The 24,987-nt window shown below is 43.2% G+C and carries 28 protein-coding genes, 2 tRNA genes and 4 pseudogenes; 26 read left to right on the forward strand and 8 right to left on the reverse strand.

All coding sequences use genetic code 11. The features are described from left to right. Positions 1-150: 150 nt before the first annotated feature. Entirely contained in the window at positions 151-1,089 is a 939-nt protein-coding gene (locus ACHZBG_RS02985) for a YafY family protein (RefSeq protein WP_320127960.1), read from the reverse strand. A 101-nt stretch (positions 1,090-1,190) separates the two neighbouring features. On the opposite strand from ACHZBG_RS02985, the pseudogene ACHZBG_RS02990 reads away from it, so the two are divergent. Then, positions 1,191-1,612: pseudogene (locus ACHZBG_RS02990) on the forward strand (pyridoxamine 5'-phosphate oxidase family protein). Positions 1,613-1,727: 115 nt separating this feature from the next. Here the strand turns inward: ACHZBG_RS02990 and ACHZBG_RS02995 are convergent. From ACHZBG_RS02995 to ACHZBG_RS03020, 6 genes are all read right to left on the reverse strand, one after another. After that, positions 1,728-2,846, reverse strand: a complete 1,119-nt coding sequence (locus ACHZBG_RS02995; protein WP_320127962.1) for a glycerol dehydrogenase — start codon at positions 2,844-2,846, stop codon at positions 1,728-1,730. A gap of 309 nt (positions 2,847-3,155) precedes the next feature. Continuing rightward, positions 3,156-4,517, reverse strand: a complete 1,362-nt coding sequence (gene gdhA, locus ACHZBG_RS03000) for an NADP-specific glutamate dehydrogenase (protein WP_320127963.1) — start codon at positions 4,515-4,517, stop codon at positions 3,156-3,158. A gap of 282 nt (positions 4,518-4,799) precedes the next feature. Further along, complete coding sequence (gene mtnA, locus ACHZBG_RS03005) at positions 4,800-5,852, reverse strand: S-methyl-5-thioribose-1-phosphate isomerase (RefSeq protein ID WP_320127964.1); 1,053 nt, start codon at positions 5,850-5,852, stop codon at positions 4,800-4,802. 12 nt (positions 5,853-5,864) lie between these two features. Further along, complete coding sequence (locus tag ACHZBG_RS03010; protein ID WP_320127965.1) at positions 5,865-7,154, reverse strand: amidohydrolase; 1,290 nt, start codon at positions 7,152-7,154, stop codon at positions 5,865-5,867. A 47-nt stretch (positions 7,155-7,201) separates the two neighbouring features. Further along, on the reverse strand, positions 7,202-8,911 hold the full coding sequence (locus tag ACHZBG_RS03015) for an AMP-binding protein (RefSeq protein ID WP_320127966.1): 1,710 nt from the start codon (positions 8,909-8,911) through the stop codon (positions 7,202-7,204). Positions 8,912-9,060: 149 nt separating this feature from the next. Next, positions 9,061-9,822 (reverse strand): HAD-IA family hydrolase, encoded by a 762-nt coding sequence (locus ACHZBG_RS03020; protein ID WP_320127967.1) that lies wholly within the window; start codon positions 9,820-9,822, stop codon positions 9,061-9,063. A 51-nt stretch (positions 9,823-9,873) separates the two neighbouring features. On the opposite strand from ACHZBG_RS03020, the gene ACHZBG_RS03025 reads away from it, so the two are divergent. The 14 genes and pseudogenes from ACHZBG_RS03025 to udk all read left to right on the forward strand — a co-directional run bounded on the left by ACHZBG_RS03025 (position 9,874) and on the right by udk (position 20,605). After that, a complete protein-coding gene (locus ACHZBG_RS03025; RefSeq protein WP_320127968.1) occupies positions 9,874-10,605 on the forward strand; it encodes a uracil-DNA glycosylase family protein in 732 nt (243 codons plus the stop codon). Between the two features lie 117 nt (positions 10,606-10,722). Then, entirely contained in the window at positions 10,723-11,604 is an 882-nt protein-coding gene (locus tag ACHZBG_RS03030) for a hypothetical protein (RefSeq protein WP_320127969.1), read from the forward strand. A 42-nt stretch (positions 11,605-11,646) separates the two neighbouring features. Then, positions 11,647-11,931 carry a septation regulator SpoVG gene (gene spoVG, locus ACHZBG_RS03035; protein ID WP_320127970.1) on the forward strand — a complete coding sequence of 95 codons (285 nt, stop codon included), beginning with the start codon at positions 11,647-11,649 and terminating at the stop codon, positions 11,929-11,931. Positions 11,932-11,976: 45 nt separating this feature from the next. Next, positions 11,977-12,049: transfer RNA gene (locus ACHZBG_RS03040), tRNA-Gln, on the forward strand. Between the two features lie 169 nt (positions 12,050-12,218). Continuing rightward, on the forward strand, positions 12,219-12,860 hold the full coding sequence (locus ACHZBG_RS03045) for a 50S ribosomal protein L25 (protein ID WP_320127971.1): 642 nt from the start codon (positions 12,219-12,221) through the stop codon (positions 12,858-12,860). Then, positions 12,857-13,420 (forward strand): aminoacyl-tRNA hydrolase, encoded by a 564-nt coding sequence (pth, locus tag ACHZBG_RS03050; protein ID WP_320127972.1) that lies wholly within the window; start codon positions 12,857-12,859, stop codon positions 13,418-13,420. Before ACHZBG_RS03045 ends, pth begins: the two co-directional genes overlap by 4 nt. Continuing rightward, entirely contained in the window at positions 13,389-14,819 is a 1,431-nt protein-coding gene (tilS, locus tag ACHZBG_RS03055; RefSeq protein ID WP_320127973.1) for a tRNA lysidine(34) synthetase TilS, read from the forward strand. Before pth ends, tilS begins: the two co-directional genes overlap by 32 nt. After that, a pseudogene (ftsH, locus tag ACHZBG_RS03060) lies at positions 14,809-16,903 on the forward strand (ATP-dependent zinc metalloprotease FtsH). Before tilS ends, ftsH begins: the two are co-directional and overlap by 11 nt. Positions 16,904-16,911: 8 nt before the next feature. Further along, positions 16,912-17,253 (forward strand): GTP-binding protein, encoded by a 342-nt coding sequence (locus ACHZBG_RS03065; RefSeq protein WP_320127977.1) that lies wholly within the window; start codon positions 16,912-16,914, stop codon positions 17,251-17,253. Next, positions 17,225-17,518: a GTP-binding protein gene (locus ACHZBG_RS03070; RefSeq protein WP_320127978.1), complete on the forward strand. Its 294-nt coding sequence runs from the start codon at positions 17,225-17,227 to the stop codon at positions 17,516-17,518. Before ACHZBG_RS03065 ends, ACHZBG_RS03070 begins: the two co-directional genes overlap by 29 nt. Positions 17,519-17,604: 86 nt before the next feature. After that, positions 17,605-18,732: a translation elongation factor 4 gene (gene lepA / locus ACHZBG_RS03075; protein WP_320127979.1), complete on the forward strand. Its 1,128-nt coding sequence runs from the start codon at positions 17,605-17,607 to the stop codon at positions 18,730-18,732. A gap of 203 nt (positions 18,733-18,935) precedes the next feature. Continuing rightward, positions 18,936-19,490, forward strand: a pseudogene (locus ACHZBG_RS03080) (hypothetical protein). A gap of 19 nt (positions 19,491-19,509) precedes the next feature. Next, entirely contained in the window at positions 19,510-19,848 is a 339-nt protein-coding gene (locus ACHZBG_RS03085; RefSeq protein ID WP_320127980.1) for a hypothetical protein, read from the forward strand. A 135-nt stretch (positions 19,849-19,983) separates the two neighbouring features. Next, positions 19,984-20,605: pseudogene (udk, locus tag ACHZBG_RS03090) on the forward strand (uridine kinase). Here the strand turns inward: udk and ACHZBG_RS03095 are convergent. Further along, positions 20,488-20,901, reverse strand: a complete 414-nt coding sequence (locus ACHZBG_RS03095; protein ID WP_320127981.1) for a membrane protein insertion efficiency factor — start codon at positions 20,899-20,901, stop codon at positions 20,488-20,490. The pseudogene udk and the gene ACHZBG_RS03095 sit on opposite strands and share 118 nt — an antisense overlap. A gap of 490 nt (positions 20,902-21,391) precedes the next feature. Between ACHZBG_RS03095 and ACHZBG_RS03100 the strand changes: the two genes are divergently transcribed. The 11 genes from ACHZBG_RS03100 to ACHZBG_RS03150 all read left to right on the forward strand — a co-directional run bounded on the left by ACHZBG_RS03100 (position 21,392) and on the right by ACHZBG_RS03150 (position 24,631). Then, positions 21,392-21,583 carry a hypothetical protein gene (locus ACHZBG_RS03100; protein WP_320127982.1) on the forward strand — a complete coding sequence of 64 codons (192 nt, stop codon included), beginning with the start codon at positions 21,392-21,394 and terminating at the stop codon, positions 21,581-21,583. Positions 21,584-21,684: 101 nt separating this feature from the next. After that, entirely contained in the window at positions 21,685-22,023 is a 339-nt protein-coding gene (locus tag ACHZBG_RS03105; RefSeq protein ID WP_320127983.1) for a hypothetical protein, read from the forward strand. Next, a complete protein-coding gene (locus ACHZBG_RS03110) occupies positions 22,007-22,246 on the forward strand; it encodes a hypothetical protein (RefSeq protein ID WP_320127984.1) in 240 nt (79 codons plus the stop codon). Before ACHZBG_RS03105 ends, ACHZBG_RS03110 begins: the two co-directional genes overlap by 17 nt. A 102-nt stretch (positions 22,247-22,348) precedes the next feature. Beyond that, entirely contained in the window at positions 22,349-22,747 is a 399-nt protein-coding gene (locus tag ACHZBG_RS03115) for a hypothetical protein (protein ID WP_320127985.1), read from the forward strand. Then, on the forward strand, positions 22,719-22,862 hold the full coding sequence (locus ACHZBG_RS03120; RefSeq protein ID WP_320127986.1) for a hypothetical protein: 144 nt from the start codon (positions 22,719-22,721) through the stop codon (positions 22,860-22,862). Before ACHZBG_RS03115 ends, ACHZBG_RS03120 begins: the two co-directional genes overlap by 29 nt. Before the next feature lie 63 nt (positions 22,863-22,925). After that, on the forward strand, positions 22,926-23,201 hold the full coding sequence (locus tag ACHZBG_RS03125) for a hypothetical protein (protein ID WP_320127987.1): 276 nt from the start codon (positions 22,926-22,928) through the stop codon (positions 23,199-23,201). After that, positions 23,189-23,317 (forward strand): hypothetical protein, encoded by a 129-nt coding sequence (locus ACHZBG_RS03130; protein WP_320127988.1) that lies wholly within the window; start codon positions 23,189-23,191, stop codon positions 23,315-23,317. The genes ACHZBG_RS03125 and ACHZBG_RS03130 overlap by 13 nt, the downstream gene beginning before the upstream one ends. Before the next feature lie 36 nt (positions 23,318-23,353). Then, complete coding sequence (locus tag ACHZBG_RS03135) at positions 23,354-23,596, forward strand: hypothetical protein (protein ID WP_320127989.1); 243 nt, start codon at positions 23,354-23,356, stop codon at positions 23,594-23,596. Between the two features lie 5 nt (positions 23,597-23,601). Continuing rightward, positions 23,602-23,949 carry a 5'-nucleotidase C-terminal domain-containing protein gene (locus tag ACHZBG_RS03140; RefSeq protein WP_320127990.1) on the forward strand — a complete coding sequence of 116 codons (348 nt, stop codon included), beginning with the start codon at positions 23,602-23,604 and terminating at the stop codon, positions 23,947-23,949. Next, positions 23,946-24,101, forward strand: coding sequence for a 5'-nucleotidase C-terminal domain-containing protein (locus ACHZBG_RS03145; RefSeq protein ID WP_320127991.1), 156 nt, complete (start codon positions 23,946-23,948; stop codon positions 24,099-24,101). The genes ACHZBG_RS03140 and ACHZBG_RS03145 overlap by 4 nt, the downstream gene beginning before the upstream one ends. Before the next feature lie 456 nt (positions 24,102-24,557). Then, positions 24,558-24,631 (forward strand) — tRNA-Asn (locus ACHZBG_RS03150). The last annotated feature ends 356 nt before the right edge of the window (positions 24,632-24,987 follow it).

The following is a 24,987-nucleotide window of genomic DNA, read 5'->3' on the forward strand; positions in this document are numbered from 1 at the left end:
ATAGGAACGAGAAGAATCGCGATGAAGTGCAAAGCAATTTTCAAGCGTTGTCCGAAGAGAGCTTTTTAAAAAATGTGCAAGTGTCAAAACCCTTATACTGCTTGCTGGTTAGCGAAAACAAAGGATCCTGCACTTGATGCAATTTACGTGTTAAAATTCATTTGCGTATATATCAGACATATTTTGTACTCGTTGTTTAATTCCTGCTCTAATATTTTCAGGTGCCAAACACTCACATTTATCTCCAAATCCAAAAACAATATTGTAACCAAATTCATCATCAATAAAAGGAAATTCAACGATATAATGCTCGTTGCTATCTTGCGAAAAATGGTCATAACTGCAATATTCCAGTACCCTGTCCATAATGGATTTATGAATACGCAGTTTTATATTCTTTTGCTTTTGTGTCATTGTGTCCGAAAATTCGGAAAGCTGTTTGTTAAAATCCTTTTGTATAAATCTATCCGTCAACATTTCAAGGTTGGAGATGCGAGACAGCTTGAATAAACGGAAGTCTTGCTTTTCAAGGCAATAGCCATGAATGTACCAATGATTATCCTTCAGTACAAGTTGATACGGTTCGATTGTTCGTGTGCTGATATTGTTATAACGGTCTGAATAATTGAATGACAACAATCTTTGCTTTTGCAATGCAGTTTTTATTAGTCCCAGATATGTATGAATATTTGCATTACCTCTCCATGGCGATAAATCAATACTAATCTGACTTGATTTTAATTCTATTTCTTTTGCCTGTTCAGTAGGGATGATACTTTTGACTTTGGCGAGAGTATTCACAATTTCTTCACCAGTCAGCATCGTTGAAATACTGCCAAGTCCCATAAGTATTGTTGCAAGATCAGAGCTGGAAAAAACTGTTCTATCAACCTTGTATTCGCTCAGTATTTCAAAACCTCCACCCCAGCCCGGAGTAGAACGGATTGGTATGCCTGATAGATTGATTGTTTCTATATCCCGATAGATCGTCCGAAGCGAAACTTCAAACATTTCGGATAACGCTTGCGCTCCAATTCTTTCTTTCTCCAATAGGACCATGATAATACTTACGAGTCTGTCAATTTTCATACGGTAACAGCCTTTCTTTTTTTTATTTATTTTATATTGTTGCCATAATGCTGGCAACAATAAGTGATACAATAAAAACAAATAGACAGGAGGTCCTTTGAATGAATGGCATTAATAAGTATCAAGAGGTATTGGCAAGCACTAACAAAATAGCGTTGGCAACAGCAACAGAAAATATCCCAAACGTTAGGATTGTCAACTTTTGTTTTAATCCGGAGAAGCCTGATATTTTGTATTTTGCATCTGATCGCGATAATCGTAAGGTAAGGGAGTTCGCCCGAAACAATATAATAGCATTTACATCTGTTCCAACTGAGGGCATCCTCATGTTCGCTCGATCAAAGCCACTGTGCAAAAAAGCAAGCATACCATTGACGATGTAGCACATTTATTCATATCTGCAATTCCCGGTTATGATGAAACAATCGCGGCTATAGGGGATAGACTGGACATCTTTGAAATTCATGTAAGCGAAGCTATGGTAATTTCAGGCTTTGAAGAACCTGACCTTATCATATTTTAATCTGTAAATATTGTGTCTGCCAAATACGGTATATAAAAGGAGGCTGTTCCAATGTCAGATCTGTATCATGACTTTGAAACAACCTCTTTATACATGTTTTCAATAGGGTAAAATACTAGCAATCACACTCGCAATCGCATTCATCCTTGTAATAATGGCCAAAGGCATCAGCTGCCATGATGGCTGCATATACGGTTTTGGGGGAGACAGGGAAGGGCATATTGTGAAGGGTGTCATTCACGCTGCAAGCAAGGGTTGCGACTTCCATCAGTTGTTCTTTCTTGATTTCCTTGATTCCCAGATCTTCCAGGCAAACGGGGAGCCCGACTTCAAGACAGAAACCGATGACTTCCTCCAATTCCTTGGTAGGGACATTCTCCAGTACAAGTTGAGCTATGGTGCCGAAGGCAACCTTCTCTCCATGATACATCTTATGGGTTTCCTCGATTGCCGTGAAACCATTGTGTATTGCATGTGCCGCGGCAAGGCCTCCACTTTCAAAGCCAACGCCTGAAAGGTAGGTGTTGGCTTCAATGATGTTTTCTACGGCAGGGGTGCATATGTGGTTCTGCATAGCTATGACTGCCTTGGGACCATCAGCAAGCAGTGTATCATAGCAGAGCCTTGCAAGTGCCATGGCGGTGATCGATACATTACCGCCGAAGCAGTTCTTTGCATTGGCAGCATTGCAGGCCCTTGCTTCAAAATAAGTAGCCAAGGCATCGCCCATGCCACTTATCAGAAGCCTGGCCGGAGCCGCGGCAATGACATCGCTATCCATAAAAACTATATTCGGATTAGATGGAAGGAAGAGATATTCCTCGAAAACTCCTTCTTCTGTGTACAATACCGACAAGGCACTGCAAGGTGCGTCAGTGGAAGCAGCTGTAGGAGCTATGACAACCGGAAGTGTTTCATAATGGGCAACAGCCTTTGCTGTGTCGAGGATCTTGCCTCCTCCGATTCCCACTATTACTTGGGATCCTTTTTCCTTGACAATTGCTTGTATCCTGGCTATTTCGGCTTTTGAACATTCACCATTGAAAGTGACCCAAGTAATGGATGTATCAGTGTCTTTTGTACTTTCTTCTATAGCTTGTCCAACTCGATTCTTGCCATTTGCCGAGATGAGGATAAGTAATTTCTTCCCGAGTGGAGCTGTAAATGCAGCCAGCTGTGTAAATGCCCCACATTGCTGGATATAGCGACTGGGACTTCCTATGATTCTTGCCATCGTCTTTGACTCCTTGAACCTGGTTGGGTTATATGATTACGATAACAATTGGTAAAAAAAATGTAAAGTATATATTGCTATATGTTGCAAATAACTTTAAAGAATGAATATTAAAAAGATTTAAATTGGAAAAAATGATTAATAAACTGTAAAAATTACTAAATAATATACTATAAAGTGTTATAAAGAGAATATTATAATATATAAATATTTCATTAGTATTGTAGGCCTGTTTGTCAGAAAAGAGACCTTGGATAAAAAGACAAGCAGGCCTGAGCCTGCTTGGTTCGAAAAATGAAAGATGTGTGTCTAGACATATCCTTGGGCAATCATGGCATCGGAAACCTTCAAGAAACCGGCAATATTGGCACCATCGATGAAATTGTCCTTGGTGCTGTATTTTTCCGCCGCAGTGTCAATCGAGGTATAGATGTTTTTCATGATACCCTGCAATTGTTGGTCGACCATATTTGCCGACCATTGAATTCGTCCACTGTTCTGGCACATTTCCAAGCCAGAAACGGCCACCCCTCCGGCGTTTGCTGCCTTGGATGGAGCCTGCAGGACTCCTGCATCCCCAAAAATCTCATCAGCTTCCAAGGTTGTGGGCATATTCGATCCTTCCCCAATAAGTTGTATCCCATTGGCTACAAGGTTTCTTGCATCCTTGGCATTGATTTCATTCTGGGTAGCTGAGGGAAAGGCATAGTCCGCCTTGACTTCCCAAAGTGGATTGGATTCCCTTTGTCCATTATGGGGAATATAGGTTGCTTCCTTATACTGTTGGGCATATTCGGCGATACGTCCCCTGCGTACATTCTTCAAGGTTTTTACATAGTCCAGTTTTTTCAAGTCAATTCCGGAGGGATCAATCAATACTCCGCTTGAATCGCTCAGGGAAATGATCTTTGCACCCATTTGGTTGAGTTTTTCAACGGTATATTGGGCAACGTTTCCGCTGCCGCTGACAAGGCAGGTTTTTCCTTCAAGACTTTTCCCCTTTGCTTCGAGCATGGCCGCGCAAAGATAAACCAGTCCATACCCAGTAGCTTCTGGCCTGATAAAGGAGCCCCCGAAAGACATACCCTTTCCTGTCAAGATGCCTACAAACTTGTTGTTCATGCGTTTGTACTGGCCAAATAAATAGCCGATTTCCCTTCCCCCAACACCGATGTCTCCTGCAGGAACATCGGTATCCTCGCCGATGTGGCGACTCAGTTCAGTCATGAAACTCTGACAAAAGCGCATGACCTCCCCGTCGCTCTTTCCTTTCGGATTGAAATCACTACCACCTTTTCCACCCCCCATGGGTAGTCCTGTCAGGCTGTTTTTGAACGTCTGCTCGAAGGCCAGGAATTTTAGAATGGAAAGGTTGACTGATGAGTGGAACCTGAGTCCTCCCTTGTAAGGACCAATCGCACTGTTCATTTGGACTCGAAAACCACGGTTAAGTTGCATTTGACCGTGGTCATCAAACCAGGGAACCCTGAACATTACAACCCGTTCAGGTTCAACAATTCTGTCCAGGATCTTATGATATACAATCTGTGGTACATCATCGATCAATTTATCGATTGAATTCATGAATGATGTGACTGCCTGAATGAATTCAATCTGACCAGGATCGACTTGGGTGACATGATCCAAAACCTTTTTGGTTACCTCATGCATAAAAAACTCCTCTTTCCTTCTTTTTTCTATAAAAATGTATGATTATACAAAATTATGAAGGAATGATAATGTTTTTCATACTTTAGGTACAGTATTTATGTAAAACATAAAAATGGGTTGATAATATTGATGGATTGCTAAATATAAAAGAAAAATTAAGAATTTTGCGGTGATGCGCAAATAGAAGGCAAGTGTTTGAGAATATCCTAAAATGATGTCAATATCAAAAATAGTAAAAAAAGGTCAAAAAAAGATGGCTGGAAAACCAGCCATCGTACTTTTCTATAGTAAGGATTCGCCTTTTCTCAGTCGTTCGATATTCACTTTGTAGGGAGGTCTTATAATACCTCTTTCCGTTATGATACCGGTGATGTTTTGGTGTGGTGTAACATCGAAGCAAGGGTTGTAGACATCCATGCCATCGGGGGCAACCTGTACTCCTCCCGGATGGGTTACTTCTTCCTTTGAACGTTCTTCAATAGGGATTTCTTGCCCGCTTGCTATTGAGAAATCGATGGTAGAGACCGGTACTACGCTATAGAAGGGGACTCCATATTCCTTGCAAATGACAGAAAGAGCAAAGGTTCCCAATTTGTTCGCTACATCCCCGTTTGCGGCTACCCGGTCTCCTCCAAGAATGACAAGATCTATCTTGCCATCCCTGATCAACGTTGCAGCAGCACTATCTGGAATAAGCTTCGAAGGTATCTTGGCTTGCATCAACTCCCAAGCGGTAAGACGAGACCCTTGGAACCGTGGTCTTGTCTCATCAGCATAGACGAAGATGTTCTTGTTGTCATAAAAAGCAGTCTTAATTACACCCAGGGCAGTTCCCCAGCCCGCAGTTGCCAGTGCTCCTGTGTTGCAATGTGTCAATATGGTGGCATTGGGAGGGACGACAGCGTTACCGATTCTTCCCATTTCCTTGTTTGTTGCAATATCTTCGCTTCTAATGTCGTCGGCATCTTTTTTAAGAAGTGCAAGCAATTGTTCCCTAGGGAGGTCTTTTGCTTTTTCATAGGTATGGATCATGCGATCGATTGCCCATTTCAAATTTACTGCGGTAGGGCGCGCAAGGGCGAGGAATGCACAAGCTGCCTTGAATTTATTCTCGAAATCAACCATCTCGGCAAACTCTCTGGCCGCCATATACACTCCGTAGGCTGCCGTAGCCCCGATGGCAGGAGCACCTCTTACTACCATATCCCGAATTGCGAATTCGACATCCTTGTATGTATTGCAGGTGAAGATTGCAAAGGTGGTAGGCAGAACTCGTTGATCAATCAACAAGAGTTTGTCATTTTTATATTCCAAAGTAATGAAGGTTTCGTCCATTTTTTCGCTCCTCTAGCGTGAAAGAATATCAGCCCAGCAGGCCTTCGTTTGTGTAATCGTTTCATCAAAATCGAAGCCAAGTACCTTTCTGTTTTTCATGATAAGATTTCCTTGGCAGAATACGGAATCTATATCTGCAGCCTGGCAAGAAAACACTAGGGCACTAAAAGGGTCATTGAGCGGGGTAAGATGGCTTTTGTTTGTATCAATAAGTAAAATATCTGCTTCTTTGTCTACTTCCAAGGTTCCAATTTTTGTCTCCAGCCCCAAGGCCTTGGCTCCATGGCTGGTAGCCATTTCCAACACCTGATAGGGACTCATATTGGTAAAATCTCCACTGGAAACCGTACTTAGCAGTGACGCGATATGCATTTCCTCGAACATATTCTGGTTGTTGTTGCTACTTGAACCATCGGTTCCCAAGCTGACATTGATACCGCGTTTCCTATAGGTGCCGATAGGAGCAATTCCACTTGCAAGCTTGCAATTGCTCGAGGGGTTATGGGCAATGGAAGTATCAAATTCAGAAAGGATCGTGATATCATCATCGGTAAGATATACGCAATGGGCAAGCAGACTCTTGATATCGGAAAGAACTCCCAGTGAATGCAGGTATTGTACAGGGGTCTTTCCAAAATTCGCCAAGCTTTGGTCGAATTCTATCTTGGTTTCAGCTAAATGGGTATGCAAGAGCATTTGATTGTCTTTTGCCCAGTCATGTGCGTATTTGTATGTGTCTGCGGAGCAGGTATAGATTGCATGGGGTGCAACTGTAAGTTGAATTCTTCCCTGGGAAGCCTCGACCTGGTTTTTGACTTTTCCCGGATTCTCCTTCATTCTGGTTTTTGAATCCTGAAGATCCCCAAATAGGGTCAAACCCAGGCAAGCACGTATTTTGCCTTCATTTACGGCCTGAGCTGTTGCCCAGTTTGAAAAATACATATCATTGAAGGTGGTTATTCCACTTTCAATCGATTCAATGACTCCCAGACGTGAAGCTGCAAGTATGTCAGAATCGTTGAGTTTGGATTCAATGGGGAAAATCTCATTGAGCCAAGCCTGAAGATTTGGCGCAAAATCCTTATAATTTCGCATAAGGCCCATGCTCAGGTGAGTATGGGCATTGACCAAGGCAGGCATGGCGATGAACGATGAGCCATCAATGGTGGTATCTGCGATAAAAGTATGGGGAATCTTTCCCACAAAAACGATTTTCTTTCCTTCAATTCCTATATCGCCCTTGAAATAGAGACCAGGGGAGGTCATCGGGACGATCAATGCATTTAAAATAACGGTTTTCATGGGTCATATACTATCATTGTACCCCCCCGAAAGTCTATGCACAATTTTCAGGACTTGACTTTTCCCCTTTGTATCTTTTGGGTGCTGGTCATGGCCATCGGCTTTTTCAAGATTGTCAATTTTGTAATCTTTTTATAACCGGAAAGTTTCTGGTTGACTTCCTTGATTACATCCTCAAGGTTCCTTTGTATGTCTTCTTCCTTGTTTGTAAAATATTCTGCATTGGGATAGATGACTGCTTCGATGCATTCTGCCGGAATGTTTCTCTTTTCTTGATAGCCACGAATCAAAATCTGTTCGACTTGGGTATACAACTGGAATAAATCTTCGATCTCCTCAGGATATACGTTTTTTCCTCCCTCAGTGACAATGAGGTTTTTTGCTCTTCCCATAAGATACAGGTACTTTTCCTTGTCGAGACGCCCAATATCACCAGTCTTGAGGTACCCATCTTCGGTGAAGAGCTCTTTTGTATGTTCCTTGTCCTTGTAATATCCTCTTGTGACATTGGGACCCTTGACCAGAATTTCCCCGACTCCCTTTTCATTAGGGCTTGCTATCTTCATGTCAACAAGGGGGAAACACATGCCAACGGAATCAATTTTAAAATGACTGATGGGGTTGAGGGTGAGTATAGGACTTGTTTCGGTCAATCCGTACCCTTGTATGAAATCCAATCCCAACTGCTGGTATTGCTTGAATACTTTCGGGGAAAGTGGGCCTGCTCCACAAATGAGGATACGGTTGTGATCCAGGCCAATTTTGCTGAGGAGCAGTTTGTTGAATATTTTTCTGAATGGATTCAGATGAAAGTATTTTTTCAGGATTCCGTTCAGGAACATCATCGAATGAACAAGTCCATTTATGAGAGGACCCTTTTTCTTTACTTGTTTCATCATCCCCGCAAGAACTTTGTTGTAAAGAAGGGGGATGCCCATGAAGATGGTAACCTTGCCTCTCGTAAGATCAACAACCATTTTTGATACTGCAATTTCATGGCCAAATACGCACTCTGCACCATGTCGTATGCTTTCGAGGAGTACAGCCGTGCAGCAATAGGAATGATGGAGAGGTAAAAGGGCGTATAATACGTCCTCTTCCGTCAAATGAAGGAAAATATTGTCACAAGCCTGATACACATCACTGATGATATTGGTATGGGTAAGTATTGCACCTTTTTCGTTTCCTGTCGTTCCACTTGTAAAGAGGATTGCCGCATCGTCTTCACAGGAGCAAGAAACCGGTGGTTGCTCTTTTGTCGCCTTGACATCATGGATGGAGGGGCAACGGGTACTTGTGCCTAGAAGAGTGGCCATTCCCTTGAGATTCGTTATCCAAGGAGTATCTGCAGGCAAAACATCGATGACTGAGCTATCCCCAAAGAAAAACGAAGCTTCGCAGAAAGTACTGAGGGTAGAAACCCTATCATTATGCATCTGGTTGTCCAAGGGGACCACTATTGCACCTGTATAAATGGCAGCAAGATAGGCAATGGCCCATTGGGGTGAATTTTTCCCATTGATGACTACCTTGTCACCTTTACGGACTCCCTCTTGTATGAGATAGGAACCGATCCTTGAAAAATGGTCATACACCTCTTGGTAGGTAAGCGTTTGCCGTTCAGGAGTAAAAACAGTAAAACAGTTCCTTTGGGGGAATTGCTTCAAGCTAATCATGAACATTTCCAATATAGTTGGCCATTGTCCATTAAAAAAAGAACCCCTGAATTTCTCAAGTGCATCCCATGAGTGTTCCATCTTCAAATTCTCCTTGAATCAGCATGATAGAAAACTACTATTCACGCTGAACGCTGTAAACGCATTTGATTTTTACAGAAAGGGCATAAATTGTCAATGAAATTATAATTTGTTTTAAAGATGAAGATTAGTTATATAGTACATATATACTATACTGATAAGAATAACCTTTTATCAGTTAAAAGTCCTGAAATGTCATCATAGAGCACATCACTTTTCTTTTCGAGTAATTTTTTATTATTGCTTCCGCTTAACAGGGCGATGCGATAACCAGCTTTGCAGTTCTTTGCGAACTTCATGTCAGTTCCTGTATCGCCGACCACCGCAACCTGTCTGTTGTCCAAGCCGAACAAGGAGCAAAAAACCTGAAAAGAGTCTGCATTTGGTTTTCTTTTATATCCGCTGTCTCTTGCACTTATGAAGTCAATTTGATCCTTGAGTCCCATCATGGAGAGAAACAGGTGGGTTGAGGAAGTCGTGTCGCTCGTGATGATCCCAATATGATACTCTTTTTGCTTAAGCAACCTGAATAACTCTTGTTGAATGGAAAAATCCATGGTATTGAGTTTTTCCTTGATAAGAGGTTCACTGTTTCGTACATTGTCTTGGTAGGCCTTGAAGGCTTTAAGGGCATTTATTCTATATCTGAGACAAAAAAGTATGAATCTAAGAATTATTGTTACTTTTTTATGGGTGAATACAAGACCTTTTGGAATGACTTTTCCCTCATGGTCTATTCCAAGCATGCGTAGCATGGCAATTTTTGCTGATTCCTTTTCTGGTTTGCCAAGAGTGATGAAAGCCTCGCTAATTGATTCGACGAGTACTTCTCCCCAGACTTGGGCATAATCAAAGAGGGTTCCGTCCTTGTCGAAAATAATTCCCTTGAGGGGAAGGTCGTTTTGTGTCATGGTGTTTCTATGATAAATTAATATTGGGTTGTCTGACTAGTGGAGGAGAATGTGTTGGATTTTGCAGAAAAGGTACGGAACCGTACACTGTTATTACGATCACAAGTGGAATCTTTGCGTTTTTCCCAGGATTATATAGTGTATGATCCACTGGATTATGCCTGGGAATTGCATGAGCAGTATATCCTTCGTTATCAGGGCCATCCGGTTGAGGCAATATTTCTGGGAATGAATCCAGGTCCTTTTGGAATGGCTCAGACAGGTATCCCTTTTGGAGAGATAAATGCGGTTCGTTCATTTCTGAAAATTGAAGGGAATGTTGGAAAACCTTCCTTTGAGCATCCCAAGCGACCGATACTGGGAATGGACATTCAACGAAGCGAGATTAGTGGAAAGCGCTTGTGGTCCCTGTTTTCCGATCATTACGGGAGTGCCGAGCGTTGTTTTTCCCAGATTGCCGTATTGAATTATTGCCCCTTGGTATTCATGGATAGGGGACCTACGGGAAAGAACATAACTCCTGATAAGTTACCAAAAATTGAACGATTTGCCTTGGAAACCATTTGCGATAGTTATTTATTTGATCTGGTGGCAATCTTGGAACCTACCTATTTGATAGGGATCGGAAACTATGCCAAGGCAAAATTGGAAAAGATTGCTGAATCCCAAAAGAGAGGGTTTTCCATCAATTCCATCCTCCATCCTAGTCCTGGAAACCCAATGGCAAATAAAGGATGGGCTGAAAAAACAGAATCAAGATTAATTGACATTGGTTTGTGGTAGAGTTTTTTGGCATTATATCAACTCTGGGTGTAGTATACTTAATGAAATACTACTGATAGACTATATTTACCAGTTATCTTACTGGACAATATTGCAGTGGTTTGTTACCATAAACTAATGGAGAGAGAACTTTTTCGTAAGGCCTATGCAAAGATTAATTTACACCTTGCCGTAGGGTTGCCTGATGCTACAGGGTATCATGCCTTGGAATCGATTTTTACGAAAATCGAATTCTGGGATTTGCTTAAGGTGACTTGGGAAGCGAGCCCTACTTTTTCCATTGAAGTCAGGGGGCTTGAACAATATTGCAAGGCTGGATCAGATAGTATCTCGAAGGCAGCAATGCTTTGGTTTGAACAGAGTGGAGTCCCGTTGTCTCTCGTGGTTGATTGCCAGAAATTTATACCGGTCAAGGCGGGACTCGGTGGCGGGTCTAGTGATGCCGCAACTATTTTGATGGTTTTACAAGAGCTGGCGGGACCTAAGGCCTTGGATTCCAAGACACTGTTTGCCATTGGAAGAAGTGTTGGCAGTGATGTTTCGTTTTTTCTTTCTGGCTGTGATTCAGCCTTGGTGAGGGGTAAAGGGGAATTAATCGAACCTTTGGATATCCCTTCAAAGAGTGTATTGCTTGTGATGCCTACCCAGTTTGCCATCTCTACAGCTGAAGCGTATAGGGCAATCGACGAGGGAAGGGATGCAACGTATGTACCTGATGGTCAATCATTGTCCAGGGTGCTTTCGGCTTTGCCGGAAAAGTGCCAGAATTGGAAATTGATATTTTATAATGATTTCTTGTCCGTAACGCGATATACTGAATTTTATGATGAATTGAATTCTCTTTCGGTAGACTTTGAAGGGTTTGGTGATTTGACGGGAAGTGGCGCATGTTGGTTTTTCGTCAGTGAAAACAAGGATATGGTCCTGAACCTGAAAGAGAAAATTGATCGTTGCTATGGTTCTGCTGTTCGTATGTGGCTTACGGCATTGATGCATTAAGCTTTCCTCTGAATGGGGATTGCTTGCATTTTGGAGGTTGAAGTGGACATCTCAGAAGTACGTGTTCGAAAAGTTAATCAAGTTGGAAAACTAAAGGCCTATGTAACTGTTACTTTTGACAATCAGTTTGTTGTTCATAATATCAAGATTATCGAGGGAAAGGATGGCGATTTTATTGCTATGCCTAGCCGTCAATTAGCCAATGGTGAATTCAAGGATGTTGCTCATCCTATCAGTAGCGATTTCCGTGATCACCTGCAAAAAGTGGTTATGGATGCCTATGCTAATGAGGAAGATACTGTGGTTCTTTCAAATGAAGAGCGATAACCGCTAGACAAAGGCTGAATTATCGTATACTGTCGAATCGTTCGTTGGGAAGTAGCCAAGCGGTTAAGGCTCTGGTTTTTGGTGCCGGCATGCGGGGGTTCGAATCCCTCCTTCCCAGTTTGAGGCAACCTATATTTAAATAGGTTGCCTTTTTTATAGTATACACTTGCAACACAGTGTGTTGATACGTTAGTATGGTCTACCGGTGGGTATCCTGCGATATCCCTAAATTATGGTAATTGGATACCAAAGTTTGGTAGTTCCAATGAGAGTGCAAGGAGTATTGTATGGTTGATAACAAAAAGCTTACCGCTAGTGAGCGTTCGACTGATTTTGGTTCTGCCGGTTCACGCCGTCTTCTTCGTCAGGGTTTTATCCCTGCCGTTATCTATGGAAAGAAAGTTCCTGTACATATTGTCTTGAATGCCAAGGAATTTTCCATGAAGATGCGTCATTTCTCGGAAACCGCACTTTTGGAAATCACTGTTGGGGCCAAGAAATATGAATGTTTGATGAAAGATTACCAGGAAAACCTGATGCGCGGTGAAATCAAGCATGTTGATTTCTATGAAGTTACCCGTGGTCATCTGCTTCGTACCATGGTTACCCTTACTTTGGAAGGGAATCCAGTTGGTGCTCGTGAAGGTGGTGTCCTTGACCAGGTTGTCTATGAAATTGAAATTGAATGTATGCCCAAGGATTTGCCCCAGACCATTACTGCAAATGTTTCGGCCTTGAAGTTGAATCAGGTCCTGCATTTGAAAGACATTGCACTTCCTCAGGGAGTGAAGGTACTCGAAGACGTTTCCATGACTGTTGCTTCTGTCAAGTCTATCAAGGAAGAGGCTGTAGCTACTGTTGTGACTGAAGCGGTCGTTGCTCCAGAAGCGGTTGTAGCTCCTGCCCCGGAACCCAAGGCAAAGAAATGAAGCTCGTCCTTGGCCTAGGTAATCCCGGGGCCAAGTATGAACACACCAGACACAATGTCGGTTTTGATGTTGTGTCTCAATGTGCAGCGTTTTTTCAGGTCAGCCTGAGGAAACGCTGTTTTCATTTATACCGTCAGGCTAGCCTTGATGTTGGGGGTGTCCGTTATACCTTGGTCGAACCGTTGACTTACATGAATGATAGTGGAAAAATTGCTACCGACTTTCCAGGAGTTTTACCCTTGGATATGATAGTAGTCTGTGATCAGATGGATTTGCCTGCTGGAACGATTCGAATACGCAGGGGAGGGTCCTCGGCTGGTCACAATGGACTGAAAAGCATAATCTCTGAATTCCAGGGTAGTGATTTTATACGTATATATGTGGGTATCGGAAGACCCTGTCCCGGTATTTCCGTGGTGGATCACGTATTGTCCCGGGATTCTGACCCTCTTTTGAACAAAGGGGTTTCCCTTGCTTCACATGCTCTGATTGATTTGATTGAAGGGAAAAGTCTTGAGGAGGTATCTTTTGCCTATAATCGACGAAACCATCTCCAATAAAATCCGGCTTTTCCTGCAGGAACAAGCTATTTCCCCTGCAGATCTTATGGTGGTGGCCTTTTCTGGCGGCAGTGATTCGCTTGCCTTGCTTGCCGCACTTTCTTTTGTACGGGATAAGCATTCGTTATTGGCCGTGTATGTGAACCATCGATTGCGCAGTGACAGTGAATTAGCTGTCGAGATAGCCCTGAATGAAACGAACTGCAAGAAACTTGGGGTCCCTCTGGTAGTGGTGGACTTGGGGTACGGTTCGGTGAAGCAAGCAGGCTTTCTTCGTTCTTCTGGTACGGAAGAAGCTGCCAGAGCTCTCCGTTATTCGGCCTTGACTGATATTTGCCATGAGAAGGGTGCCTGTTATCTTGCCACTGCCCATACCTGTGATGACCAATTGGAAACAATCTTGACTAGGGTTTTTCAAGGAAGTCCTGTCTCGGCCCTTGGGGGGATCGACCCTAGAAGGGAAGATTTGTTTTCTGGAATTTCCCTTGTACGCCCCGTTCTTGAGTTAAGCCATGAGCAACTTCAACAATATCTGAAAGGGCTTGGCCTCCTCTGGTCCGAGGATTCAACGAACCAATCTGATGCCTATTTTCGTAATTCCCTGCGGCATACAGTTTCACCTGCCATCCTTTCGCTGTTTCCTCAGGCCTACAAGGCGTTGGGGCGTTTGAACCAAAGGACGAAAGAAGTTTCCTTATTTATTGATGGCTTGGTCTGTGAAGCCGTGAAAAAGGTGGAATTTGCAAAAGATGCATGTATTCCCCTTGATTCTTTCCTTTCCTTGGAGCCTGTTGTCCGTGATTCTCTTCTATATAAGATGTTTGATCACATTTCAGGCAAGGGTTCCTTGCGAGTCAGTTATTCCTTGATCCAGAGGATACGTAAGGCATTGGAAGCAAGTGAACAGGAGGCTTCCTGGAAGATTTTTGCTTTTGGTACGTGTGCGTATCTATCCGATGGGGTTTTTTCCTGGCAGAAGGAAACAAAAACGTTTCAATACTGTCTTGAGTTGAAAAACAAAGCAAAGAGTTGTATTGTAGAACTTCCTGATGGTCTTGTCCTTTCAGTGGAACCGTATGACAAGGATGCAGACCCAACCTTGATCCGAATTGCAAACGACAAGCTTGAGAATGTTATTGTGCGTTCTCCCCAAGAGGGTGATTGCATATCCTTGCAAGGAAAAACTGTTCTGCTTACGAAGCTGTTTTCCGAGTGGAAAATACCTTCTTCTCTCCAGAATTGTATTCCTGTTCTTGAAGATGCCTCAGGGATTGTAGTTGTTTTTGGTAAAGTTTATGGGGGACGGGATAGGCTTTGTGAAAGATATAAAAGTCCCCTTGCCCCTGATTCGACAAATATATATAGTGTTAAAAAAAGGAACGAATGCCGTGAAATTTAGAGATGATAAACAAGAACCTGATACAGACAATCAACCAGAAAACCAAGACGGTAAGCAATACTGGCAGGGTGGATCGGGTGATGGGAAAAAGCCTTCGTTCATGCCGAAGAATAATCCGAAAAACCGTTTTGCCTTGATAGTGTTCATTACCTTGGCGATTATGTTCACCTATATGTTTTTTGACAGTAGTGCCAATACCAAGGATCAGGTAGTGCCCTATAGCACCTTCCTGTCCTATGTCGATTCCAACAAGGTAAGCAAGGTAGAGATCAAGGATCAAACCCAGATACATTTCTCCTTGGATAGCGGAGTCACCGCACAAACTAGGATTCCTTATTTTGATGATGGTCTTTTAAAAGCTCTCAAGGAGCATTCTGTTTCCGTTACCGGTTCCGCACAGGAAGTCTCTTTTCTCCAAATTCTTATTCAATTGCTTCCTTGGTTGATTTTTATTGGTTTTACCGTGATGTTGTATCGCCAAACCAGTGGAATGAATGGGAAAATGATGTCTTCCTTGGGTAAAAGTAAGGCCAAGGAATATATGGAAACAGATACCAAGGTCACCTTCAAGGATGTTGCAGGTCAGATCGAGGCTAAATATGAATTGGAAGAGGTTGTTGCCTTTCTTAAGCATCCTGATCATTTTACCAGAGTCGGTGCCAAGATTCCCAAGGGTGTCATGCTTATAGGTCCTCCAGGAACAGGAAAAACCTTGTTGGCGAAAGCTGTTGCAGGAGAAAGCGGTGTATCTTTCTTTCATACCAGTGGGTCTGACTTTGTCGAGATGTTTGTAGGTATGGGTGCTGCTAGGGTCCGTGATTTATTTGAGCAGGCTCGCAAGCATTCTCCCTGTATTCTTTTCATCGATGAGTTGGATGCCGTTGGCCGTACCCGTGGTGGTGGGCTTGGCGGTGGAAATGATGAACGTGAGCAGACTTTGAACCAGATTCTTGTTGAGATGGATGGATTTGAGACCTCTGCAGGAGTCATTGTCATAGCTGCCACCAATAGACCAGATGTCCTTGACCCCGCTTTGCTTCGTCCCGGACGTTTTGATAGACAAGTTGTTGTCGATCTTCCCGATATCAAGGAACGTGAAGCAATACTGAAGATACATAGCAGAAAAATTACCTTGGAAGATGATGTTGATCTAAAACGTCTGGCCCGTGGTTCTGCAGGTACAAGTGGTGCGGATTTGGCTAATCTTATAAATGAGGCTGCCTTGTTTTGCTGCCAGAAAAAAATAAGACTACGGTCAGTATGGAAGACTTGGAAGAGGCTACTGACAAGATTCTTCTTGGTGTTGCCAGAAAGAGCAAGGCCATGACAGATGAGGAAAAGACTGCTACCGCCTATCATGAAGCTGGGCATACACTGTTGCATTATTATCTGAAGAATCTGGATCCCCTGCACAAGGTTACCATCATACCTCATGGTCGTGCCCTGGGCCTGACGGTCAGCCTTCCTGAAAGGGATCCCTACACAAAGAATCATTCGATGCTTACGGATTGGATCAAGGTATGCATGGGTGGCTATGTTGCCGAGGAACTGATTTATGGAGAAACTACTACAGGTACGAGTAATGATATCAAGCAGGCAACTGATATAGCTGTGCGTATGGTTACCGAATGGGGGATGAGTGCTCTTGGTTTCATAAGTCTGGCCAATGAGGATGAACCTTTGTTCCTGGGAAGGGAAATTGCCCAGCATAAGAACTATAGTGAAGAGACAGCCCGAAGAATCGATGTCGAGGTACAGAAAATTCTCTCTGATGCCATGGATGAAACTCGTTCGATACTTTCGAAACATCGTGACCAGTTGGAATTGTTGACCAAGATTTTGGTTGAAAAAGAGACTTTGGATGATAAACAAGTTCCGTGAATTACTGGGTTTTGCTCCATTGGGGAGTGAAAAAAGCTCTACACAAAAGCTCTGAACAGGGTGATGCGGAAAAGCCTGAGCAAGGCGATGCCGAAAAGCCTGAACAAAGTGATGCTGAAAAGCCTGAACAAAGTGATGCTGAAAGGTCTGAACAAAGTGATGCTGAAAGGTCTGAACAGAACGATACCGGAACGACGGTATAAGGATAAATATGTCGAGGGATTCTTCACTAACAAGAAATTTTTGCATCATTGCTCATATTGACCATGGTAAATCGACGCTTGCAGATCGGTTTATCGAGAAAGCCAAGATTGGTGTTACCAGAGGGCCTGCACAGGCACAAATCCTTGATAACATGGATATTGAACGTGAACGTGGTATTACAATCAAGAGCCAGGCGGTAACCATTCCTTATACGGCCAACAATGGCAAAACCTACGAATTGAATCTTGTAGATACCCCGGGACATGTAGATTTTTCATATGAGGTTTCCCGGGCAATAAGTTCCTGTGAGGGGGGCGTTGTTGCTTATCGATGCCTCCCAAGGTGTTGAAGCCCAGACAATTGCAAATCTCTATATGGCAGTTGAGCATAACCTTACCATCATCCCTGTCATAAATAAGATAGATCTGGCTTCTGCTGACATTCCTGCCTGTCTTCACCAGATCGATCATGATCTTGGATTGGATACTGATATGACCATTCAGGTAAGTGCCAAGACTGGTTTTGGTGTGGATGCCCTCTTTGAGGCAATTGTCAAATACATTGAACCTCCCAAAGGAAATGACCAAGAACCTTTGCAGGCCCTTGATCTTTGATTCCCACTATGATCCTTATCGAGGTGTTGTCGTCCATTGCAGGGTGGTTGCAGGAATGATGAAGGTTGGCGATGAAATAAACATTTATGCACAGTGATGCCAGCTATAAACTTGAGGAAGTGGGGATTTTCCAGCTTGACTTGATAAAAACAGGTGAATTGCATTGTGGTGATGTAGGGTATTGCATTGCAGGGGTAAAAACTATCAGCGATATCCGTGTCGGTGACACTCTTACCAGCGTTATAAACCCTGCGAAGAAGGCTTTGCCTGGGTTCAAAGACGTGAAACCTGTGGTGTTCAGTTCAATTTACCCAGTGGATACCAATGACTATGATGAATTAAGTGATGCCATGGAGCGTTTGAAGCTCAATGATGCTTCCTTGGTTTACGAGAAGGATTCTTCTGCTGCACTTGGTTTTGGTTTCAGGTGTGGTTTTCTAGGCATGCTTCACTTGGAAGTAATCCAGGAACGAATCGAACGGGAGTTTGATCTTTCCATTGTGTTTACCAGTCCTTCCGTTTCTTACATAGTCCAAATGAGGAATGGAGATATCTTGCATATTGATAATCCCTTGGAATACCCTGAACCGATGAAGGTTGAATTTGTTGAAGAACCTTATATCAGCGCAAATGTGATAACGCCGACTCTATATGTCGGTCCCATTATTACTTTGTGCATGGAAAAACGGGGAGTCCAGACAGCGATGAACTACCTGGATGAAAAGAGGGTGGAACTGGTCTATGACATGCCTCTTGCCGAAGTTCTTTTTGATTTCTATGATAGGCTCAAATCCATTTCCCGCGGGTATGCATCTTTTGACTATGAGGTGAATGGTTACAAGAAGACAGATCTGGTGAGACTGGATATTTTGGTTAATGGAGAACCCGTTGATGCTTTGAGCCAATTGGTTTTTCGTGGAAATAGCCAGAGAAGGGGTCGGCAGGTATGTGATCGCTTGAAGGGAGAAATTCCCAGACAGCAATTCAAGATTGCCATTCAAGCCGCGATAGGTGGTTCTATCGTAAGTAGAGAGACTATCAATGCCTATCGTAAAGATGTTACTGCAAATGCTACGGTGGTGATATCGGAAGAAAGCGAAAAACTATTGGAGAAACAGAAAGAAGGAAAGAAGCGCATGAAAATGGTAGGCAATGTTGAAATTCCACAAGCTGCCTTCCTTGCTGTCTTGAAGAGTGACGACGCTTCTTCTTGAGGATTGGTTGCATTAATCGATTGTTGGTTTCTTGAAATTGGGTGTATACTTCCTTCTGAATTGAATTTTCAAGAAGGGAGCAGTGCATGCTTAAAAACAATCTTTTGGGATGACCCCAGATAAAGAAGAAATACTTTTGGTTACCCTGTCCAATGGTCCGGTGAGTCTGGAAATTCTCAGTCCTTGGTGGTATCCTCCGTACATTGAGGACTCCTGACAGAAATGGCCAGATTCAAGATATTGTGCTTGGCTTTGACAATCCGTTGGATAATCTGAAATCCACGACCCATTTTGGGCAGATTGTCGGGCGCTTTGCAAATAGAATAGCCAAGGGACAATATTACATCGACGGGACAGCTTTCCAGATGGAGACCAACGATGGTCCCAATGCCCTCCATAATGGAAAGAGCAATTATGGCAGGCCGGAATTGGCATGTTGAAACCTTCGAGTGTCAGGTTCCCCTGGAGTGGTGCTGAGCTTGACCAGTCCTGATGGCGATGGAGGAATGCCTGGCTTGCTGAATGTCGCGGTAACCTATTTGCTTCGTTCGAATGGTGAGTTGATGATTGAGTATGAAGCCACAACTACAAAGAAAACCATCGTCAATATGACGAACCATAGTTATTTCAACCTTTGTGGTGCCGGTATCCAGACAGTGTTGGGTCATGAAGTGCAACTGTCCTGCGATCAATATCTTGAAGTTGATGACGCCTTGATTCCTACTGGAGAATTCTTCCCGTTGCAGGAACTCCTTTGATTTTTCCAAGTCCAAGACATTGGGAAGAGACATCCAGCAAATAGGTGGATATGATCACTGTTTCGTGCTCTCAAAACATTCCCAGAAACTTTTTGAATTTGCCGATGTATATGAACCTGTTTCAGGTCGAACTATGAAAATAAGCACTACAATGCCAGCCGTTCAAATGTATACGGGCAATTTTCTCAATGGAAATGATATAGGGAAAGAGAAAATTGGATATCCCAAGCATGGTGGTGTTTGTTTTGAGACCCAGTTTTTTCCTGATAGCCCTAACCATTCCAATTTTCCGTCATGTGTTCTTGAACCTTCTGCAATCTATAAGCATACGACAGTAATTTACTTTGGTGCAAAATAACGAATTTTCATCGGTGATCATGAATAGCTCCCCCAAAAAGTTTTCTTACTGTAAGGGGGGCTATACACAAATGTTTGTTCAGGGTATTTTCCCAAAGAACCTTTTTCAAGGATTTGCAGATATCTGTTTGTAGGAGTGAATTGTGACAAGGAAGTAAAGATCATTGGAATTACTGGTGATCAGGTTCCGGAAAATCAACGATTGTCAGGAAAATTGGGGAAGTCTGTTCCGACTTTGTCTTTATTGCCCCAGGATAATTATTATCGTTCAGCTACCTTTATTTCCAACGAAAACATAACAGCTTTTAATTTTGACCATCCAGATGCCTTTGACATGGATTTACTGTTTCAGAATCTTTATGACCTGAAGCTTGGAAAGCAAATACAGATGCCCCAGTATGATTTTGTCCACCATAGACGGAAAGATCAATTGATAGATGTTGAACCCAAGCCCCTTGTTATCATTGAAGGCCTTATGGTGCTCTATGAACAGAAAATCCGTGATTTGCTGGACTTGAAGTTATATGTAGATACTCCGGATGATATTCGCTTTATCCGAAGGCTCAAGCGCGATATTGCAGAACGAGGGGAGAACAGTCGAAAGTGTTTGCAGCCAGTACTTGGAAGTAGTCAGACCTGGTCATTTTAATTTTATTGAGCCTACAAAAGTGTATGCCGATCTTATTATCCCTGAAGGGGGATACAATGAAAATGCGCTGTCTGTCCTTATTCCGTTTGTAAAGGAACTCTCTCGCTGATCAATGGCGTTTGAAAAGGATATAGCCATGTTTGATCTTTTCCCAGGACCAAGTATCTGGACTGGATCGCTTCCCCCCATGAACATGCGACTGCACCGAAAAATTCTGGCCAGCCCCATGATGCTGCCTTTCAATATGCCATGCTTCAGGACAGCATCAACCATATAGGTAGAGCAAACTGGGTGAGTATATGCAGCTTTTCCCGAAATATGGAGAGAGCAACCCTTTGTAAAGTAAACCGGGATTAGAAATATATTTTTTAGAAGCTTATGCAGGATCAAAATTGGCTTGTTCATGGAATAGATAATACGGTGGTAGTGGTACTTGTTCAACAACTTGGCAAAAAAAACCAGCCAAGGATTTGACTTTGGATAGAAAGAATCTGTATAGTGCTTATGACTTTGATTTAATTGGAGGGATATTAATATGGCAGGGAATGTTTCCAAGAACGCTCGTCGTGAAGGTGCAAAGGTACTAACCAGTCGTTGGGGGTGGTGCCATCAAAATGAAAGCAGTCTTCGAGAACGGCAAGCTTCGTCATGTCGCCTATTGTGAAAAATCCGGCAATACCGCACGCAAGCCAAAAGACTTGATGTAAGTTAATGCTACAAGAAATTGTAAGGTAAAGCCTGTGATAATTCTATCGCAGGCTTACTTTTTTGCCTTTTGGGACCTTAAAATAGCAAAAATCCATCATTTTTGCTGTATCCACTTTTTATACTGTGTGTTATAGTGTTGTTGAGTACGTATACAACGACACATGAGAACGTCATGAGGAGGAAACACGTGAAACGTCTTTCAAGAACAATTATGACAGCAATGCTGGTTGCTTTGTTGGCTTTTACCCTTGTAGGTTGCCAGAGCACCGCAAAGGTTGAGTCAATCCCACCGGCCCCTGTTGTCGAGCCTGCTCCCGAGCCCCGTCGCTCCTGTAGCAGTAACTCCTGCAGCCGTAGAAAAGGTTGCAGAGCCTGTTAAGGTAGCGGAGCCTGTGAAGGTAGCGGAGCCTGTGAAGGCCGAACCTGCTAAGACAGTAGCTCCGGAGAAAATGGCTGAATACCCCTACGGTGTGAAATTGATTGAAAAGAACAACTCTGGTTCAAAGGGTGTTTGATCTTTTCATTGTCCATACTAACGACATCAACGGTAATATTTATGCCGAAAATGGTGGTATGGGTGTCGCAAAACTTTCTACTATGCTTAAAGCTGCAAAGGGTATTACTAACAACTGGTTGCTTTTGAATTCCGGAAGTGTTGGCGAGTTGCCAGCCTCTGTTTTTCAAACAGCGGCAGAAGTGATTGATGATCTTGGCTATGATGCATATACCCCACAGGCTATTCAGCTTGCTACAGGTATAGCCGGTACTAAAAAGGCTATTCCACTTGCTGCCAATGCTCTTGATGCAATGGTTATCTAGTTGCACACCCTATCAGGTTTATGATTTCAACGGCTTTAAAGTTGCTGTCGTAGGTCTTGTAGCTCCCAAGAACATACAGGGTGTTTCATTTACGAGTGATGTGATTCTTCAGAATGCACAAGCTGCAATTGACATGGCTAAAAAGTATGTTGATTATATTGTCGTTCTCGGTGATCTTGGAAGCAAGAGTACCCTGAGCAGCGATTTGTTTGTCAGAACCTGAAGGGAATCAATCTTTTCGTTGATGTAACGGAAGCGCTGAAGCAAAGACTGTCAATGGTACATTGATTGTTCGTGCCGATCATCCCTCCAGAGTATTGGTGCTGTGCAACTTCATGTTGAAAACGGTGCTGTTACTGCTACCTATCCGATGATTCTTCCTGCCAAGGACGTTCTTGATCCTGCCCACTCTGCAATAGCGCAATCTTTTGCTGGAGTTGCCCAGGCATATGGCTATTCACTTTCCTCGATTCCCGAGGATCCAGCTATTGTTTCTTTGATTGGACCTTCTCCAGTAAAGAAAGCCGCAGCACCTGCAAAGGCTGTTGAGCCAGCTCCTGCCCCAGCACCAGCAAAAGCTCCTGTTGTAGCAAAAGCCCCTGTTGTAGCTCCTGCTGTAACAAAAGCATTGGAACCGATTGTCTATCCGTATGGTGTCAAGGAAATTCAGAAGAACGAAGATGGTGCCAAGGAATTTGGACCTGTTTGTAGTTCATACCAATGATGTCCATGGTCGTATTGTTCCTGCTGATGGCGGCATGGGTTATTCCAAGCTTGCTACCATGTTGAAGATGGGCAGAGCACTCACCGACAACATCCTCTTGTTGGATGCTGGTTGACGTGACCCATGGTACCAATCTTACGAACATGTTCCAGGGCGAGCCGTTGGCGTGCTTTTGGATATGCTTGGATATGATGCTGTTGCCCCAGGCAACCATGATTTCAACTATGGTAAGGACCGTTTGATTGCAGCTGCCAAGTATGCAGAAGCAAATTCCAACCTCAAGGTGTTGAGTGCCAATATCCTTGATAAAGATGGCAATTTGGTTTTCCAGCCTTATCAGGTGTATGATTTCAACGGATTCAAGGTTGCTGTCGTAGGTCTCACCACCACCCCGATACTGCTACCAAGACAAATCCGAAGAATGTCGAAGGTCTTTCCTTCATGGATCCTGTAATTGTCAATAATGCACAGGCTGCAATCGACATGGCTAAAAAGTATGTTGATTACATCATCGTTCTTGGTCATATTGGCCTTGACCCGATGGTCCTTCAGGCATTACCAGTGAAATGATTTGCAAGGATGTAAAGGGTATTGACCTGTTTGTTGATGGACACAGCCATACGACTCTTCCTCAGGGAAAAGAAAGTTGGTGATACTCTTATCGTACAGACTGGTTCCTATCTGCAGAACGTTGGTGTTGTACAGATTCATGTAAAGAACGGAAAAGTTACTGCAACCTATCCAATGTTGATTCCTGCAAAGGATGTCTTGGATCCTAAGGATTCCGCATTGGCAAAGACCTATGGAATTCCGATATTCCAAATGATCCTCAGGTTGATGAGTATGTAAGTTACATGACTGCAAAGTTGGGAGACCAGCTGAACAAAGTTATTGCAACCGTTCCTGAGACTCTGGATGGCGAACGTGCAGATGTACGTACCAAACAGACCAATCTCTCCAAGATCATTACTATGGCAATGACCAAGGAAAGTGGAGCAGACTTCAGTATCACCAATGGTGGCGGTATTCGTACTTCGATTGCTGCTGGCAATGTAACTGCTGGAGATGTAGTAAATGTACTTCCTTTCACAAACATCATCACCGTTTGTGAGATCAAGGGATCTGAAGTCTATGCTGCCCTTGAGCATGGATACAGCTTGTTGCCCGAGACCAATGGTGCGTATGCCCGAGGGCCGATTTGAAGGTTGTCTACAACCGATATGCGGCTCCTGGTAAGCGTATCCTCAGAGTCTTGCTCAACGGAAAGGCCATTGATAAGAATGCTACCTATAAAGTAGCTACAAACGACTTCATGGCAGCCGGTGGCGACGGATACACGATGTTCGGTAGGTAATTAAAGAGGGTTCATTGCTCAGCGATGTGCTCGCGAGTTACTTGACTGCGAACTATCCTGTAAAGTAGTTTCTCTTAGTTCAAATTTCAGGACGGTCCCTTCTGGGGCCGTCCTTTTTTGACGGAAATATATAGGGAAAAGAGTCAGGACATTGCAAAGAGGATATGAGCTAAAAATGGACCATGTAGAGACAATATTTTCTTGAAAATGAAAGTATTCAAGGGACAGCTGAAAATCTCTTCCAGGGCCTTGGCGTAGGTTTGGGTGTCCAATAATCAAGATGTTGGTAATGTATTTTGGATACTGAGGAATATTGATGATCTTGATAGAATTTCAGTTTGTTTGATGGCCTGTCTGGATAGCCTGGGAAGTAAGCTCAAGATTTATAATGATTTTATTAAACTGCTTGACATAAACAGGTCTATCGGGTATTTTAACTATCGTTCTGAAAGCGTATTCGCCTATAGCTCAGTCGGTAGAGCAGATGGCTGTTAACCATCTTGTCGGGGGTTCAAATCCCTCTGGCGAGCTAAACGAAAAGGCACTTCTCATAAGAGGGGTGCCTTTTTTCTCGCTCTGAAAATTGAGCGTAGGGAATGGATCCTGGTACAAGAAAAAGGGAAGCAGATTAACAGCTTCCCCTGTCGAAATGATATTTCTATGAGTTTTTCTTTGTCTTGGGGCTATTTGCCTGATAGACTTGCCAGGTGGATTTTATAATTGATTCCAGATCTGAATGCTTTGCAGTCCACCCAAGTTCCTTATGGGCCTTTTCAGAGGAGGCCACCAATTTTGCTGGGTCGCCAGGGGCGCCGCGCGACATATTGGGTAGGAATTTCCTTTCCTGTTATCTCGCGTGCAGCATCGAGAAGTTGTTGTACTGATA

It is taken from the genome of uncultured Sphaerochaeta sp., from assembly GCF_963676625.2.
GTDB lineage: Bacteria > Spirochaetota > Spirochaetia > Sphaerochaetales > Sphaerochaetaceae > Sphaerochaeta.